The organism is Paenarthrobacter aurescens (assembly GCF_025421775.1).
Classification (GTDB): domain Bacteria; phylum Actinomycetota; class Actinomycetes; order Actinomycetales; family Micrococcaceae; genus Arthrobacter; species Arthrobacter aurescens_B.
The window spans coordinates 153,864-167,442 of the sequence record NZ_JAOEFX010000007.1; the positions used below are offsets into that span (position 1 = coordinate 153,864).

Annotated in this window: 15 protein-coding genes; 5 read left to right on the forward strand and 10 right to left on the reverse strand. The window is 63.0% G+C overall.

Annotation, left to right across the window (positions count from 1 at the left end; all coding sequences use genetic code 11):
- Positions 1 to 69: 69 nt before the first annotated feature.
- On the reverse strand, positions 70 to 507 hold the full coding sequence (locus N7568_RS15955) for a hypothetical protein (protein WP_261610774.1): 438 nt from the start codon (positions 505 to 507) through the stop codon (positions 70 to 72).
- A 16-nt stretch (positions 508 to 523) separates the two neighbouring features.
- Entirely contained in the window at positions 524 to 2,500 is a 1,977-nt protein-coding gene (locus tag N7568_RS15960) for a primary-amine oxidase (protein ID WP_261610775.1), read from the reverse strand.
- A 122-nt stretch (positions 2,501 to 2,622) separates the two neighbouring features.
- Between N7568_RS15960 and N7568_RS15965 the strand changes: the two genes are divergently transcribed.
- The 3 genes from N7568_RS15965 (at position 2,623) to N7568_RS15975 (ending at position 4,749) form a co-directional block, all read left to right on the forward strand.
- Positions 2,623 to 3,213 (forward strand): TetR/AcrR family transcriptional regulator, encoded by a 591-nt coding sequence (locus N7568_RS15965; RefSeq protein WP_261610776.1) that lies wholly within the window; start codon positions 2,623 to 2,625, stop codon positions 3,211 to 3,213.
- Between the two features lie 140 nt (positions 3,214 to 3,353).
- Entirely contained in the window at positions 3,354 to 4,037 is a 684-nt protein-coding gene (locus N7568_RS15970) for a helix-turn-helix domain-containing protein (RefSeq protein ID WP_261610777.1), read from the forward strand.
- Entirely contained in the window at positions 4,027 to 4,749 is a 723-nt protein-coding gene (locus tag N7568_RS15975) for a hypothetical protein (RefSeq protein WP_261610778.1), read from the forward strand. The genes N7568_RS15970 and N7568_RS15975 overlap by 11 nt, the downstream gene beginning before the upstream one ends.
- Before the next feature lie 4 nt (positions 4,750 to 4,753).
- Here N7568_RS15975 and N7568_RS15980 read toward each other — a convergent pair whose 3' ends face one another.
- The gene (locus tag N7568_RS15980; RefSeq protein ID WP_261610779.1) at positions 4,754 to 5,395 is read right to left on the reverse strand and encodes a LysE family translocator; all 642 of its coding nucleotides are present in this window, start codon (positions 5,393 to 5,395) and stop codon (positions 4,754 to 4,756) included.
- A 161-nt stretch (positions 5,396 to 5,556) separates the two neighbouring features.
- On the opposite strand from N7568_RS15980, the gene N7568_RS15985 reads away from it, so the two are divergent.
- Positions 5,557 to 6,969 carry an aldehyde dehydrogenase family protein gene (locus N7568_RS15985; protein ID WP_261610899.1) on the forward strand — a complete coding sequence of 471 codons (1,413 nt, stop codon included), beginning with the start codon at positions 5,557 to 5,559 and terminating at the stop codon, positions 6,967 to 6,969.
- A gap of 42 nt (positions 6,970 to 7,011) precedes the next feature.
- Here the strand turns inward: N7568_RS15985 and N7568_RS15990 are convergent, their stop codons facing one another.
- Entirely contained in the window at positions 7,012 to 7,539 is a 528-nt protein-coding gene (locus N7568_RS15990) for a hypothetical protein (protein WP_261610780.1), read from the reverse strand.
- 110 nt (positions 7,540 to 7,649) lie between these two features.
- Between N7568_RS15990 and N7568_RS15995 the strand changes: the two genes are divergently transcribed.
- Positions 7,650 to 8,507 (forward strand): prephenate dehydratase, encoded by an 858-nt coding sequence (locus tag N7568_RS15995; RefSeq protein ID WP_261610900.1) that lies wholly within the window; start codon positions 7,650 to 7,652, stop codon positions 8,505 to 8,507.
- On the opposite strand, the gene N7568_RS16000 is transcribed toward N7568_RS15995, so the two are convergent.
- From N7568_RS16000 to arsB, 6 genes are read right to left on the reverse strand one after another with little or no spacing between them, the layout of a single operon-like run.
- Positions 8,508 to 8,930, reverse strand: a complete 423-nt coding sequence (locus N7568_RS16000; protein WP_261610781.1) for an arsenate-mycothiol transferase ArsC — start codon at positions 8,928 to 8,930, stop codon at positions 8,508 to 8,510. It abuts the gene before it with no gap.
- Positions 8,927 to 9,586 (reverse strand): arsenate reductase ArsC, encoded by a 660-nt coding sequence (locus N7568_RS16005; RefSeq protein ID WP_261610782.1) that lies wholly within the window; start codon positions 9,584 to 9,586, stop codon positions 8,927 to 8,929. Before N7568_RS16005 ends, N7568_RS16000 begins: the two co-directional genes overlap by 4 nt.
- Before the next feature lie 39 nt (positions 9,587 to 9,625).
- A complete protein-coding gene (locus tag N7568_RS16010; protein WP_261610783.1) occupies positions 9,626 to 11,005 on the reverse strand; it encodes an NAD(P)-binding domain-containing protein in 1,380 nt (459 codons plus the stop codon).
- A gap of 29 nt (positions 11,006 to 11,034) precedes the next feature.
- Positions 11,035 to 12,012: a thioredoxin-disulfide reductase gene (gene trxB / locus N7568_RS16015; RefSeq protein WP_261610784.1), complete on the reverse strand. Its 978-nt coding sequence runs from the start codon at positions 12,010 to 12,012 to the stop codon at positions 11,035 to 11,037.
- A gap of 24 nt (positions 12,013 to 12,036) precedes the next feature.
- Positions 12,037 to 12,459 carry an arsenate reductase ArsC gene (locus N7568_RS16020; protein ID WP_261610785.1) on the reverse strand — a complete coding sequence of 141 codons (423 nt, stop codon included), beginning with the start codon at positions 12,457 to 12,459 and terminating at the stop codon, positions 12,037 to 12,039.
- A gap of 15 nt (positions 12,460 to 12,474) precedes the next feature.
- A complete protein-coding gene (gene arsB, locus N7568_RS16025) occupies positions 12,475 to 13,563 on the reverse strand; it encodes an ACR3 family arsenite efflux transporter (protein ID WP_261610901.1) in 1,089 nt (362 codons plus the stop codon).
- Positions 13,564 to 13,579: the final 16 nt, after the last annotated feature.

Below are 13,579 nucleotides of genomic sequence, written 5' to 3' on the forward strand. Positions count from 1 at the left end.
TTTGGATCCACGAGTGTCCGCCTGCAACCACCACGGGTTGATTCCCGGTTGTGGTTGCGGCAATGAGGGTCAGGATGCCACGGCCGCCCGGCGCCGAAGCCGCGCCACCAGCGTGGCGGCGAGTAACGCCGTCGTGATTTCCAGTCCGATGACCAGCAAGAGTCCGGCGGCGCCGGATGAAGCAACAGCGTTCGACGCCGGTCCCCCGCCATGCGCGTGACCGGAACCGCCCGCTCCCAGCAGCAGGACAGCATGGAGTCCCACCATGGCCAAGGCGGAAACCGTCACCTGGTGGAGCGCCCCGACCCGGCTGTGGCGCCAAATGTGAACCGTGCAGGGAACGCACACAGCCGCCAGGGCGATCATGAGCACGCCGAGCCAGGGGTCGTGGTGCCCGGAGGCGGCGAGCCAGAGATGCACCAGGCAGGAGACAGCGGTGAGCGCCGCGCAGATCCGGGGGTGCAGGACAGGCCCGGCTGCCCGGACCCGTCCTGCGACGATTGTCATGTCGTTGGCCCTCGGTTTAGTGGCAGTGCCCGGCGGACTCGCCGTGCACCTCGCCGTGCGCCTCGGCAGAAGCAGCGGTGCTGTGGCAGCTCGAACCCGACGAGTTGGCCGGCACATCCAGGACGGGGCTGCGGTCGAAGAAGCCCTCGGGACGCAACTTGAAGCCAACCGTGTCCACCGGCATGATGGGCCAGTCCTCCACTCGCGGGAAGTGTGTCAGGCCGAAGGTGTGCCAGAGGACGATGTCCTGGCCGTCGATGTCGCGGTCCTGGGCAATGTACCCGGGCAGGCCTCCTCCGCCAGAGTGCTGGTTCACGAAGTCGCCCGTGGGGTAGCGTTCCTCGTCCGCGTATCGTGTGACCCACAAGTCCTTGGTGGCGAAGGCTGCCCGCTTCGCAATGGACGAACCCGGGTCTGCCAGCAATGTGGGCTGGTTTTCTGCGTGGAGCTTGTAGCCGACCGGCTCGCCCAGCCGGTTGCGGGACTCCGGGTTGGAGATGATCCAGGTCCGGCCTGCCCGGGCATCGGCTTCACGGACGCCGTCGGACTCCTTGGCCAGGACCGTGCGCTTGCGGGAGAACGCGTTGCCACGTTCGTTGCCTTCGCCCATGGCCTGACGGACCACGTCTTCTTCCTCCACGCGGTTGGTGAAGCCATCAATGGCCATATCCAGGCGGGCGCTGAAGAGGTGCTGGTGGAACGGCGCACCGAGTCCGGGCGCCAGCTGGGAGATGTTGTCCGAGCCGCCCTCGGGGAAGGCGCTGGTGAACACCACGCCGGTGGCTTTGGCCTCGAATTCGATGGTGCCGTCCAGGTAGAGGTACCAGTAGAAGCCGTAGTCGTAGTTGCCGATGGTGGTGAAGAAGGAGATCACCAGGCGGCGGTTGCGGCGGGTGTAGTTGATGCCGGTCCAGAGGTCGGAGTGCTTGGCGAGGATCCCCCAGTCTTCCTCGTGCATGCAGATGCCGTTGCGGATCTCGCGGGGGTTGCCGAAGGCGTCGCTGATGACCGGGCTGAGGTAGGTGATGTCACCCAGGCAGTCACAGCCCAGTTCCAGGGAGTTGGCGTACTGGCCCACGAGGTATTCGCCGGTGTCGAAGTAGTTCTGCCAGGACCGGATGGGCGAGGGATCGCCGTAGGGAACAACCATTTCGGCGATGGAGGCACGGTTGATGATGGGCCGCTTCTTGCCGCCGTCCTCGAAGGACAGGTTGTGGAGGACAACTCCCTCACGGACATCGAAGCCGACGTCCACGCTCCACTTTTCCCACTCCACGTGGTTGCCACCCGTAACTGTGAAACTCGGTCCCTCCGGCTGGGTGATGCTGATGGGCTTCTGGGTGGTGCGGAGCGGGCCCGTAAGTTCAGGATCCGTGTAGTTTCCCTGTTCTGCCGGAATGGGCATGACGCCGAGGTCGATGACCTGGGTGACTTCCTTGTTCACTACGTCCACGTAGGCCACAAGCCCGTCCACGGGGTGGGCCCAGGCGCTGTCCTCCGGGAAGTCCTGCACGAAGGCGAGCCCGCGGAGGATGCGGCGGCCTTTCTCTTCGGCGTACTCAAAAACCCCGGCGGACAGGGGAGCAACGCGGACTTTGGACACGTCCAAATCACGGGCGGAGAGGGCGGCGAGCCAGCGCTCATCAGTAGCGAGGAGCGTCTCCACCACCTCGAACTCTTCTTCCAAGACGGGCAGTTCGCCGGAAACTTTGGTGTCCAGTTCTTTTGCGGACACCAGCTCGCCGCGGGTGACCGAAACCAGGACGTCTGTGGGCGCTCCACCGGAGATGTCGTGGATGAAGACGCGGAATCGGCGGTCCTGCTTGGTGGCACCGCGGGAAGGGTCCACCAGCCCAAGGTAGGCGATCCGGTGTCCGTCACCAAGGTGGCCGGCGGCCTGCAGGATTCCCTGCACCTGGGAGATTTCGGCGACCGTTGCCAGGCTGTACTGCGTTTCCTCGATGGCGACTGTCTCAGTTGCTGTGGGCGTCATGGCTGCCTCTTGTCCGGGACCTATGATGGTCAGGATTTATTTTCTATAGGTGTAGAGAATAACCAAAACGTAAGATGGGTCACAAGACCTGTCCACCATTTATTTTTCCGGGAGCCCACACAGTGCCAAAGATTGTGGACCATGATCAACGACGCCTCGAACTGGTGGACGCAACCTGGCGGATCATCGCGAGACTGGGCATGGAAGGCGCCACCATGCGGGAAATCGCCGAAGAAGCCGGCTTCGCCAACGGTGCGCTAAAACCATACTTCCCCACCAAGGACCTACTGCTGACCTCGGCCTTCGGGCACGTGTTCAACCGCACCAACCAGCGCATCGCCACCATGACGGAAGGACTCTCAGGAGTTGCAGCGCTCCGGGCCTTCTGCACCGAAGTCCTGCCGCTGGATGAGGAACGCGTCAACGAAGCCCGCCTCGTCATCCCGTTCTGGCAGAAGGCACTCAACGACGCCCATATGGCAGCCCTCCACAGCGAGTCCATGAACCAGTGGCACATCACCATCACCGCGCATACGGCAGAAGCCCGGGCGGCCGGCGAGATCAAGACCCCACTCGGGGACGCCGCCGTCGCCGATCACCTGCTCAACATGATGCTCGGCGCGCAGATCGTGGCGGCACTATCCCCAGCGGAACACTTTTCGCAGGACTTGGCAGGGCAGTTGGATAACTACCTGGCCCTGCTGGCGGGTTAGACAGCGAGTTGCGACCTGTGCTTACTGTCAGCATTGGCTCGATCTACCGTTTACAGATTGGTAGCGGAATCGCTAGGAATCTGTAATCTCTACAGGAATGACCAATTACATATTCATAGCGATACCGATATGATTATGAAATGGCCTTGAGTATCCCCGAGTTGGCGAAGCGCCTCAACGTCAACGAGAGCCGAGCGCGGCAGCTCGTCCAGTCCGGACGTATACGCGGTCAACGAGTCGGTGGACGCTGGATCGTTGAGGAAGCCGACGCCGCCCAGTACCGGCCGGGTAAGCCCGCCGGCCGGCCATTGTCCGAACGCAGCGCCTGGCTACTCATGTCCTGTTTCTGGGACGACAGCCCCCGGCACTCCCTCCTTGAACACCTGGACCCCTCGCCGGTCGAGAAACATCGCCTAAAAGAACGCATCAGCCGGCTGCAGGACTCCCCCGACTTGCCAGAGCTTCTCGCTTGGCTGGCCAACCGCGCAGAAAAGTTCGAGTTCTCTTCCAGCCCGTCCGACATCGCCGAACTTCGGGAGGACAAACGAATCCACCTCTCGGGAGTCTCTCACCCGCGCTCTGGGCTGCTGGCGAACTCCGAGGTTGAAGCCTACGTGCAACGCGATGACCTCAGAGACGTCGTCAAGGACTGGTTCCTAGTCGAGCCCTATCCTGGGAAGAGACCAAATGTCATCCTCCGCGCCGCCGAGCGAGTCCCCAGCGAACTTCCCCCACTAGTGGTGGCGGCAGACTTGGCCGAACGGCCCGGTGTCCGCGAACAGCAGGCAGCACGCGAAATCCTCAAAAGTATCCATGCCCATTGAACTTCCCGCAATGCTCACCGAACAGCAGGAAGCCTGGCAAGCTGTCTTCGAAATCCATAACGCGATGCCGCAGGGGTGGGTGCTGGTCGGCGGACAAGCCGTCTTCCTCCACGCTATCGAGCGTGGCGCCCCGTACGTGCGCCCCACCAAGGACGCCGATATGGCGCTGGACATCCGGGCATACCCGACCGTGCTGCACGATTTCACTGAGCTCCTCGTGAAGCTCGGCTTCGAATCCGCCGGAGAATCCCTCGAGGGCTACCAGCATCGATGGCAGCGCGGTGAGGCCTTGGTGGACGTCCTCATCCCGCGCCATTTAGGTGAACGCGCCGAGAAGAGACGCGGAATTACCGGCGGGACCACAATTGCCGCCCCCGCCAGCCAACAAGCGCTCGACCGCTCCGAAACCGTCGAAGTTCAAGCCGGGTCAGCGTCTGGTCATGTGAACCGGCCCAGCATCATTGGCAGCCTCATCGGCAAAGCGGGAGCGCTGACCATCATCAACGACCCCCTCCGGCAGCGACACATCGACGATTTCCTCACTTTGGCCTCTGTTGTCCGGGCCTCCGACCTTCGTGGCGTCACCTACAAGCGCGCCGAACGGGACCACTTGGCAAATATGCTTGGTCGTCTTGCCAATGACCCGGAACTCATGGAACAAGTGCCTGAAGGTGCCGAGGGCGCAGAACGTCTGCGAATCTCGCTGAACTAGCGCCTTAGCTCGTAGCGCCCGACGCCACCACGCCGACGCCCAGCCCGGCGATCACGCCACTGCTGACACGCTCGACGACGGTGCTCACCTTCGGGCGCTTGAGCCAGCGCATCGCCTTGAAAGCGACGACGGCGATCATCGAGAGATACGCGAAGGCAATGACGGCAACAACTACGCCCAGAATCAGGGAAGTGCCCATGGTGTCCCCGCCGTGCGGGATGAACTGCGGAACGACAGCCAGGTAGAACAAGCCCACCTTCGGGTTGAGGAGCGTAGACAGGGCACCTGCTCCCAGGGCGGAGAGCCGGCTGTACGGGAGCGGCGCCTCCGCGGCGGACCCGTCCGCGCCTGCTTTCGCCGCCTTCCGGGACTTGATGAACGAAGATACGCCCAGGTACAGCAAGTACAGGCCGCCGGCGATCTTGACCCAGCGGAACAGTTCCGTGGACTGTTCGAGGATGGCGGCCAAACCGACGCCCACCAGCGCCGCCCAGGCAATCGCGCCTACTGCAGACCCTGCCGCCGCAGCAATTCCCGCGCTGGGACGGTTCAATGCGATGCGCAGCACCAGGAACGTATCCGGACCGGGCGTGACGGACAGGACAAGGCAGAGGCCAGCGAAGGCAGCAAGGGAAGCAAGAGTCACAAGACCGATTATCAGTCAGGACGCCCTGAACGGAAAGCGTTCGCTTCCCGTCAAGGGCTGTTCGTCCAACGACAAGGCCCTGACGCGTGACGCCGACCACACTGGAAACATCGCCGCGTGCCTCACTGGCCGCCAAGACTTACTACCCGAGCGGAGTACCAATGGAGACTTACGACGCCCTGCTGGCCTCGATCACCCCGGCCCCCGGCCAGAACAGCCGCACCATCCTTGACCCGGCGACGGGCGAGGCTGTCGGCGAAGCACCTGTTCACACTGTCGAAGACCTCGAATCCGCCATCGCAGCTGCCGAGGCCGCCCAACCTGCGTGGGCTGCCTTGGGCCACGACGCCCGGTCCGCTGCGCTCATGAAGGCCGCCGACGCCGTCGAACGTTCCGCAGAGGAACTGGCCCATCTGCTCTCCCGCGAGCAAGGCAAGCCGCTGAACGGCCCCAACGCCCGCTTCGAAGTCGGCGCCTGCGCCGCCTGGCTCCGCGCTACCGCGGCCACGCCGCTTGATCCGGAAACCGTGGTGGACGACGGCGAAACCCGCGCCGAACTGCACTACCGGCCCATCGGCGTCGTGGGTGCCATTGGTCCCTGGAACTGGCCCATGATGATCACCGTCTGGCAGATCGCCCCGGCACTGCGCATGGGCAACGCCGTGGTGGTCAAGCCTTCCGAATACACTCCCCTGTCCGTGCTGGCGCTGGCCGCGATCATCAACGAGGAGCTGCCTGAAGGCCTCCTGTCCGTAGTCTCCGGTGGGCGCGATGTTGGCGAAGCATTGGCCTCACACGACGCCATTGGCAAGGTCATGTTCACTGGCTCCACCGCCACGGGCAAGGCGATCATTCGCTCGTCGGCCGATACAGTCAAGCGCCTCACGCTGGAACTTGGCGGCAACGATGCCGGCATCGTCCTGCCCGACTCCGACCCCAAGGCGATTGCCGAGGGCCTGTTCTGGGGTGCGTTCATCAACACCGGCCAGACCTGCGCCGCCCTCAAGCGCCTGTACGTCCACGAGTCCCAGTACGAGGCCGTGTGCTCCGAGCTCACTGCCGTTGCTGCTGCGATGCCCATGGGCAACGGCCTTGATGAGAACAACGTCCTGGGCCCGCTGCAGAACCGTCAGCAGTACGACATCGTGGCACGGCTGGTTGAAGCCGCTCGCGATTCCGGTGCCCGGGTGCTGATCGGCGGCAACCCCGACGCCGACCAGCCAGGCAACTTCTACCCCACCACGCTGGTGGCCGACATCGACAACGACAACCCGCTGGTGGCCGAGGAACAGTTCGGTCCGGCCCTGCCGATCATCAAGTACAGCACCGTAGACGAGGCGGTCGCCAAGGCAAACGCGCTCGACGTCGGACTGGGCGCCTCAGTCTGGTCCTCCGACCTGGGTGCCGCCCGCGAAGTCGCCTCACGCATCCAGGCCGGAACCGTGTGGATCAACAAGCACGGCGCAGTGGACCCCCGCATCCCGTTCGGTGGCGCGAAGCAGTCCGGCTACGGCTTGGAGTTCGGCGCCGAAGGCCTCAAGGCTTTGGGTGTCCCGCAGATCATCAACGGCTAACCCCTTTCCCAACTGAGTCGCAGCAGAGCGCGTTTTGAGCCCTCAAGACGCGCTCTGCTGCGACATAGATGGGTTCTTGGGGCGCATGGCGAGTGCTGTCGCGAGGATCATGACGCCGGACCCGGCTATCGCGAGGACGCCGGACTCGTGCTCGACCCTGGCGAGAATGGCTGCCCCCAGAGCCAGGACCCCCGAACCAGCCAATAGAGGCCGCCGGGCGCTGGCTCCCCATGCCATGAGGGCAATTCCAAAGTACGGGCTGTATTGGAAGCTCAGGCCGACGTCTGCGAAGAAGAACGCCACGGCCACGAAGCAGAGCAGCCCGGCCGCCCTGGTCCTGTGCGCCACGTGCCGACAGTAGAAGTAGACGATGAGCGCTGACAGCAGGCTCCTTCCGTGCGCCGCAATGGTCCACGGCAGGGGCGCGGCGTCATAGTCGCCGAAGGCACCCGACAACAGCACAGCCCAAAGCACCGTAAACAGGCCGGTGACGACGCCTGCGAACCGTGCAACTCGCTGCTCTTTCAGCGTCGCTTCCTTATGCTTCTCCAGCACTGTCGCAGTCGCCATCTCCTGCCCCCGATCGTTGCCCTGAACCTAGAGAGGAAGTGCCCATCTTGTCCAGTCATACGGTGGACGCGTTTGGGCCGGCGGGCGCTCCGCGTGTAACCATGAGCACCATGGCCCAAAAGATTGCGTATCAAGGTGAGCCGGGAGCCAATTCGGATCTCGCGTGCAAGGAAATGTTCCCGGAACTCGAAAGCGTTCCGTGCGCCAGCTTTGAGGACGCGTTTGAACTGGTTTCCACTGGCGAAGTCGATCTGGCCATGATCCCGATTGAAAACTCCATCGCCGGACGAGTGGCTGACATCCATGTGCTCCTCCCCCAGTCGAAGCTGCAGATCGTCGGCGAGTATTTCCTGCCGATCCGCTTCGACCTCCTGGGCATTCCTGGCAGCACCATCGAGGGTGCAACGGAAGTTCACAGCCACATTCACGCCCTTGGGCAATGCCGCAGAATCATTCGCGAAGCCGGCCTCAAACCCGTGATCGCCGGTGACACCGCCGGTTCGGCACGCGAAGTCAGGGACTGGAACGATCCCCGCAAGCTGTCCCTCGCTCCCCCGCTTGCCGCAGGGCTGTATGGGCTGGATGTCCTGGCCTCCGGGGTTGAGGATGACCCCACCAACACCACGCGCTTTGTTGTCCTGGCCCGCGAACGGGAGCTTCCCACGAAGGACGAGCTCCCGGGTCCCGCGATCACCAGTTTCGTATTCCGGGTCCGCAACGTTCCCTCGGCCCTCTACAAAGCGCTCGGCGGTTTCGCTACCAACGGGCTCAACATGACCCGGCTGGAAAGCTACATGGTGGGCGACGAGTTCGCGGCCACGATGTTCCTGTCCGACGTCGAGGGCCATCCCGAGGATGCCCGACTCCGCCGTGCGTTGGAGGAACTGGAGTTCTTCACCACGGAGGTCCGGGTTCTGGGTGTTTACGCCGCTGATGGTTACCGCGAACGGAACACCGTCAGCGTGTAGCTACTCTCCGCTGGTGGCAAGTTCCCCATACAGCTTCTGGACCCGTGCGCTGATGTCATCCCTGACAAGGCGCATGCGTTCCATGCCCTCGATGCCGCGTTCGGAAGGCTCGTCCGTCTCCCACACTTCAAACAGTTTCCCGGCAGGCGGGTCGAGCTTGGCTTCCGTGCCCAGAACCACGATGGCGTCCACGATGCTCAGGACCTCGTCGGTAACGGGTTTGGGGTACTCCCCGGTGATGTCAATGCCCACTTCGGCCAGGGATTCCACGGCTTGTCCGTTCAGGGAGGCTCCCGGCTTGGTTCCGGCGGAATACACCGTCACGCGATCGCCAGCAAGCTCCCTCATGAGGCCAGCGGCGAGCTGCGATTTGCCACCGTTCTTGCTGCAGACAAACAGGACTGCGGGGTGGTTGTGTGTCATGGGCGCGGTGCTTCTTTCGTGAGGGACGCAGCCAAAGTCTTGATGCGTTCTTGGATCTCATCGCGGATTTCGCGGACGGTGTTAATGGGTTGACCGGCGGGGTCGGTGATTTCCCAGTCTTCGTAACGCTTGCCCGGGTAGATCGGGCAAGAGTCCCCACACCCCATGGTGATGACCACATCCGAGGCCCGCACAACATCGTCCGTGAGTGGTTTGGGATAGTCCTTACCCAGGTCCAGCCCCATTTCGCCCATGACGGCCACCACCGTTGCGTCCAGTTCCGAGGCGGGCATGGAACCGGCTGAGCGGACCCGGATCTTTCCTTTGGACTCGACGTTGAGAAGCGCTGCAGCCATTTGGGATCGGCCAGCGTTCTGCACACAGACGAAGAGCACCTCCGGAACCTCGGAAACGACGGCGTTCTTGGACTTGGCCAGGGCACTGAGCCTGTCGTTGGCGAAGTGTTCGGTGGTCGCTGGCAAGTACGCGCTGATCTTAGCCGTCCGGGCCAAGGCGGTGTAGGACTCGAAGACATAGCGCTCCACTGTTTCAGGCGCGAAGACTCCGCTGAAACGGTGGGCCAGTCGGCCGCTGATCCGGTGCAGGACGTCGGTGTTGTCCTGCAGCCCGAGCACTGTTTCGTGATGGTCCGTCATGGCAATTCTCCCTTAAGCGTGTCCGGCTGGTTGAGGTGGTCAGTTAGCGCCGGAGCGGCCATGGGCCAGCCCGGTGGGGATACCGATCAGTACAGGTTCAGGGGTGCCGCAGCAGCCGACGGCCTCCTCGATCGCTTCCGCCGCAGACGAGCCGGCAGGAACATCGCAGCTGGTGCCTGCACCGGAAGAGCAAACACCCGTTTCCGGCAGTTCAAGGTGCACCGTATCTGCTGCCACGTGGTCCCCGGCGAGCGCCGCCGCTACCGAGCGGACCTGCTCGTAGCCGGTGGCCATCAGGAAGGTGGGCGCCCGGCCGTACGACTTCATGCCCACAATGTAGAAGTCCTTGTCCGGGTGGCCCAGCAGTTTGGCCCCGTGCGGCTGAACGGTGCCGCAGGAGTGGAACTCGGGATCGATAAGAGGTCCCAGTTCCATCGGGGCTTCAACGGCAGGGTCCAGGTTGAGGCGCAGTTCGCGGAGCATCTCAAGATCGGGTCGGAAGCCAGTACAAGGCACGACGACGTCCGTCACCACCGCACGGCCGTCACCGGAGATGACGGTGACGCCGCCTTCGGAATCGGTCAGCGAACTGATGCCGAAGCTCCTGTGCAGTTCGATCTTGCCGGCTTCTACCAGCCGGCGGAGGCGGGATCCCAGCATTCCGCGCGCGGGCAATCCATCAGCATCACCACCGCCGTAGACCTTGTCTGCCGAGGCACCGCGCACGGCCCATAGGATCCTGGTTTCCGGCTCTTCCTTAGCCAGTTCAGCCAGGTTGATCAGGGTGTTGGCGGCTGAGTGCCCAGCGCCGACCACCAGGACACGGCGGCCCGCGAATGAGGCCCGGTCCCGACCAACGACATCCGGCAGCGGTGACGAAATCCGGTGTGTTGCCTTCAACTCGCCGATGGCGGGCAGCCCCGAAGTCCCCAAAGGGTTGCGGGTTGACCAGGTCCCTGAGGCATCGATGACAGCTGCCACGACATGGTCGCGGACTTCGCCCGTAGAGTGCTCAACGCGAACGATGAACGGCGTAGTGTCACGGCTGCGGGTATGGGTCTTGTCCATGCCCTGCCGGGTCACGGCGAGGACGCGGGCTCCTGTCTGGAGCCGGGACGAGATCTCCGGCGTTGCAGCCAGCGGTGCCAAGTAGAGGTCGATGAGTTCCCCGCCATAAGGGAGCGCCGTCGGCCGAGGCGGCTCCCAGCCAGTGGGTTCGAGCAACCGGACGCCCGCGGCGTCGAGGTTGAACCGCCATGGGGAGAACAACCGGATGTGGCGCCACTGCTCAATGGCTGCGCCCGCCGTGGGACCGGCTTCGAAGATCACGGGCACCAGCCCGCGTTCCAGCAATTGGGCTGCAGCAGCCAAACCGATAGGGCCGGCACCGATCACAGCGACAGGAAGGTTCTCATCCATGGGTTACTCATACCTCCGTTGGGTAATGCTCAGAAATGGGTGGGCTCTTCGACCAATGCCGTGGCAATGCTGTCGGCGTCGTCCAGTGCAGCAAGGTAGCGTTCGGCGTCCAGTGCAGCTGAGCATCCGGTGCCTGCGGCAGTAATGGCCTGGCGATAGCGATGATCCACGGCATCCCCGCACGCGAAGACGCCCGAAAGATTGGTGCAGGTGGTGGGAGAATCCACCTTGATGTAGCCCTCATCATCGAGGTCCACTTGTCCGGCAACCAGTTCCGTCCGCGGCAAATGACCGATGGCCACGAAGATTCCCGTAGCGGCCTGTTCGCGTGTCTCACCGGTCCGGGTGTCCTTGAGCGTCACTCCGGTGACCTTGGTGTCACCATGAATGGCCGTAATAGCCGAGTTCCATGCGAACGTGATCTTGGGATTGTCCTTGGCACGCTGGGCCATGATCCGGGATGCCCGCAGCTCCCCCTTACGCACGACCACTGTTACGGACTTTCCGAAGCGCGTCAGGAAGGTCGCTTCCTCCATTGCGGAGTCCCCACCGCCCACAACGATGATGTCCTGCTCGCGGAAGAAGAAGCCGTCGCACGTGGCACACCAGGACACACCGTGGCCGCTGAGCTTCTTCTCTTCCGGCAGGCCAAGTTCTTTGTAGGCAGAGCCCGTGGCGAGGATGACGGCAGGTGCCTCGTGAGCCTCACCGGCTCCGGTGACCACGCGCTTTAGGTGGCCCTTGAGATCAACCTCCGTGACGTCGTCGAACACTATCCTTGCGCCAAATTTTTCGGCTTGTTCCTGGAGTCCGTCCATGAGCTCGGGGCCTTGGATCCCGCCCGGGAAGCCGGGAAAGTTCTCCACCTCTGTAGTGTTCATCAAGGCACCACCGGCGGTGACCGAGCCGGCGAAGACCAAGGGGTTCAGCCCAGCGCGTGCAGCGTAGATGGCGGCCGTGTACCCGGCGGGGCCGGACCCGATGATGATCAGCTGTTCGTTGCTCATGGGAAATCGCTCCTTGTAGTCGGGTTACTTGGCGGCGGGGATCAGCGAGGCAATCAGGCCCTCAATGCGGGTCTTGATCTCGTCGCGGATGGGACGGACGGCTTCGACGCCCTGCCCGGCGGGATCTTCAAGAACCCAGTCCTCGTAGCGTTTGCCGGGGAAATACGGGCACTCGTCACCGCAACCCATGGTGACCACTACGTCGGATTCTTTGACGGCTTCAGTGGTGAGGACCTTGGGAATCTCGGCCGACATATCGATGCCAAGTTCAGACATGGCTTCAACGGCAGCTGGATTGACCTTTTCGGCCGGCTGGGAACCGGCGGAGCGGACCTCGATGGCGCCTTGGGAAAGTGTGGTGAGGAATGCGGCGGCCATCTGCGAGCGCCCTGCATTGTGAACGCAGACGAAGAGTACGGACGGCTTTTTGGCAGTTTGGGGGGTCATGGATTTCCTCGAAGGTCAGGCAGCGATAGTGGCTGGGGTGAAATAGCGCTTGCGCGCCCAGAGGGCTACATACACAAGTGCAACAAGGACTGGCACTTCAATCAAGGGTCCGACGACGCCCGCGAGGGCCTGCCCTGACGCAACACCGAAGGTACCGATCGCTACGGCAATTGCCAGTTCGAAGTTGTTGCCGGCAGCCGTGAACGCAAGGGTGGTGGTTTTCGCATAACCGAGATTCAACAAACGCCCGATCACCATTCCGGCGCCGAACACCACAACGAAGTAGACCAACAACGGCAAAGCAATCCGAAGAACGTCCATCGGCTTGGAAGTGATGGTCGCGCCCTGGAGCGCAAAAAGGATCGTGATGGTGAAGAGGAGCCCGTAGAGGGCCCAGGGACCAATCCTTGGCAGGAAGTTCTTCTCGTACCAGCCCCGGCCCTTGGTCTTCTCACCGATGAGGCGGGTGAGCAGGCCGGCAACCAGCGGGATGCCCAGGAAGATCAGCACCGAAAGAGTGATGGCCCAGAATGAGAAGTCGGCCGCCGTGGTGGGAAGACCCAGGAGGGACGGCAGCCACTGGAGGTAGAACCAGCCCAGTGCACCAAATGCGAAGACTTGGAAAACAGAGTTGATGAACACCAGGACCGCTGCCGATTCGCGGTCTCCACAAGCGAGGTCGTTCCAGATCATGACCATGGCGATGCAGCGCGCCAAGCCGACAATGATCAGCCCGGTCCGGTATTCCGGCAGGTCAGGGATGAACGCCCAGGCCAGGGCAAACATGAAGGCCGGCGCCAGAACCCAATTGATGACCAATGACGTAACCATCAGTTTCCGGTCGGCCAGCACCCGGTGCGCCCGGTCGTAGCGGACCTTGGCAAGGACCGGGTACATCATCACCAACAGGCCAATGGCGATCGGCAAGGACACCTCTCCGATCTTCACTGCCTCCAGCGCGGTATTCAAGCCGGGAACGACGCTGCCCAGCAGCAGGCCAAGGGCCATGGCCGCAATGATCCACACCGGAAGGTACCGGTCCATGGCCGATAGCTTCCCGGGGACGACAGGCTCTGCGTCGTTCTGTTGGCGTGCGGTTTGCATCGGAGTGCTCACGCGT

What these genes read in the sequence shown, in the direction of transcription:
- N7568_RS15955 (WP_261610774.1), bottom strand. Translation starts at nt 507, where the DNA reads ATGACAATCGTCGCAGGACGGGTCCGGGCAGCCGGGCCTGTCCTGCAC.
- N7568_RS15960 (WP_261610775.1), bottom strand. Translation starts at nt 2,500, where the DNA reads ATGACGCCCACAGCAACTGAGACAGTCGCCATCGAGGAAACGCAGTAC.
- N7568_RS15970 (WP_261610777.1), top strand. Translation starts at nt 3,354, where the DNA reads ATGGCCTTGAGTATCCCCGAGTTGGCGAAGCGCCTCAACGTCAACGAG.
- N7568_RS15975 (WP_261610778.1), top strand. Translation starts at nt 4,027, where the DNA reads ATGCCCATTGAACTTCCCGCAATGCTCACCGAACAGCAGGAAGCCTGG.
- N7568_RS15985 (WP_261610899.1), top strand. Translation starts at nt 5,557, where the DNA reads ATGGAGACTTACGACGCCCTGCTGGCCTCGATCACCCCGGCCCCCGGC.
- N7568_RS15990 (WP_261610780.1), bottom strand. Translation starts at nt 7,539, where the DNA reads ATGGCGACTGCGACAGTGCTGGAGAAGCATAAGGAAGCGACGCTGAAA.
- N7568_RS15995 (WP_261610900.1), top strand. Translation starts at nt 7,650, where the DNA reads ATGGCCCAAAAGATTGCGTATCAAGGTGAGCCGGGAGCCAATTCGGAT.
- N7568_RS16000 (WP_261610781.1), bottom strand. Translation starts at nt 8,930, where the DNA reads ATGACACACAACCACCCCGCAGTCCTGTTTGTCTGCAGCAAGAACGGT.
- N7568_RS16005 (WP_261610782.1), bottom strand. Translation starts at nt 9,586, where the DNA reads ATGACGGACCATCACGAAACAGTGCTCGGGCTGCAGGACAACACCGAC.
- N7568_RS16010 (WP_261610783.1), bottom strand. Translation starts at nt 11,005, where the DNA reads ATGGATGAGAACCTTCCTGTCGCTGTGATCGGTGCCGGCCCTATCGGT.
- trxB (WP_261610784.1), bottom strand. Translation starts at nt 12,012, where the DNA reads ATGAGCAACGAACAGCTGATCATCATCGGGTCCGGCCCCGCCGGGTAC.
- N7568_RS16020 (WP_261610785.1), bottom strand. Translation starts at nt 12,459, where the DNA reads ATGACCCCCCAAACTGCCAAAAAGCCGTCCGTACTCTTCGTCTGCGTT.
- arsB (WP_261610901.1), bottom strand. Translation starts at nt 13,563, where the DNA reads ATGCAAACCGCACGCCAACAGAACGACGCAGAGCCTGTCGTCCCCGGG.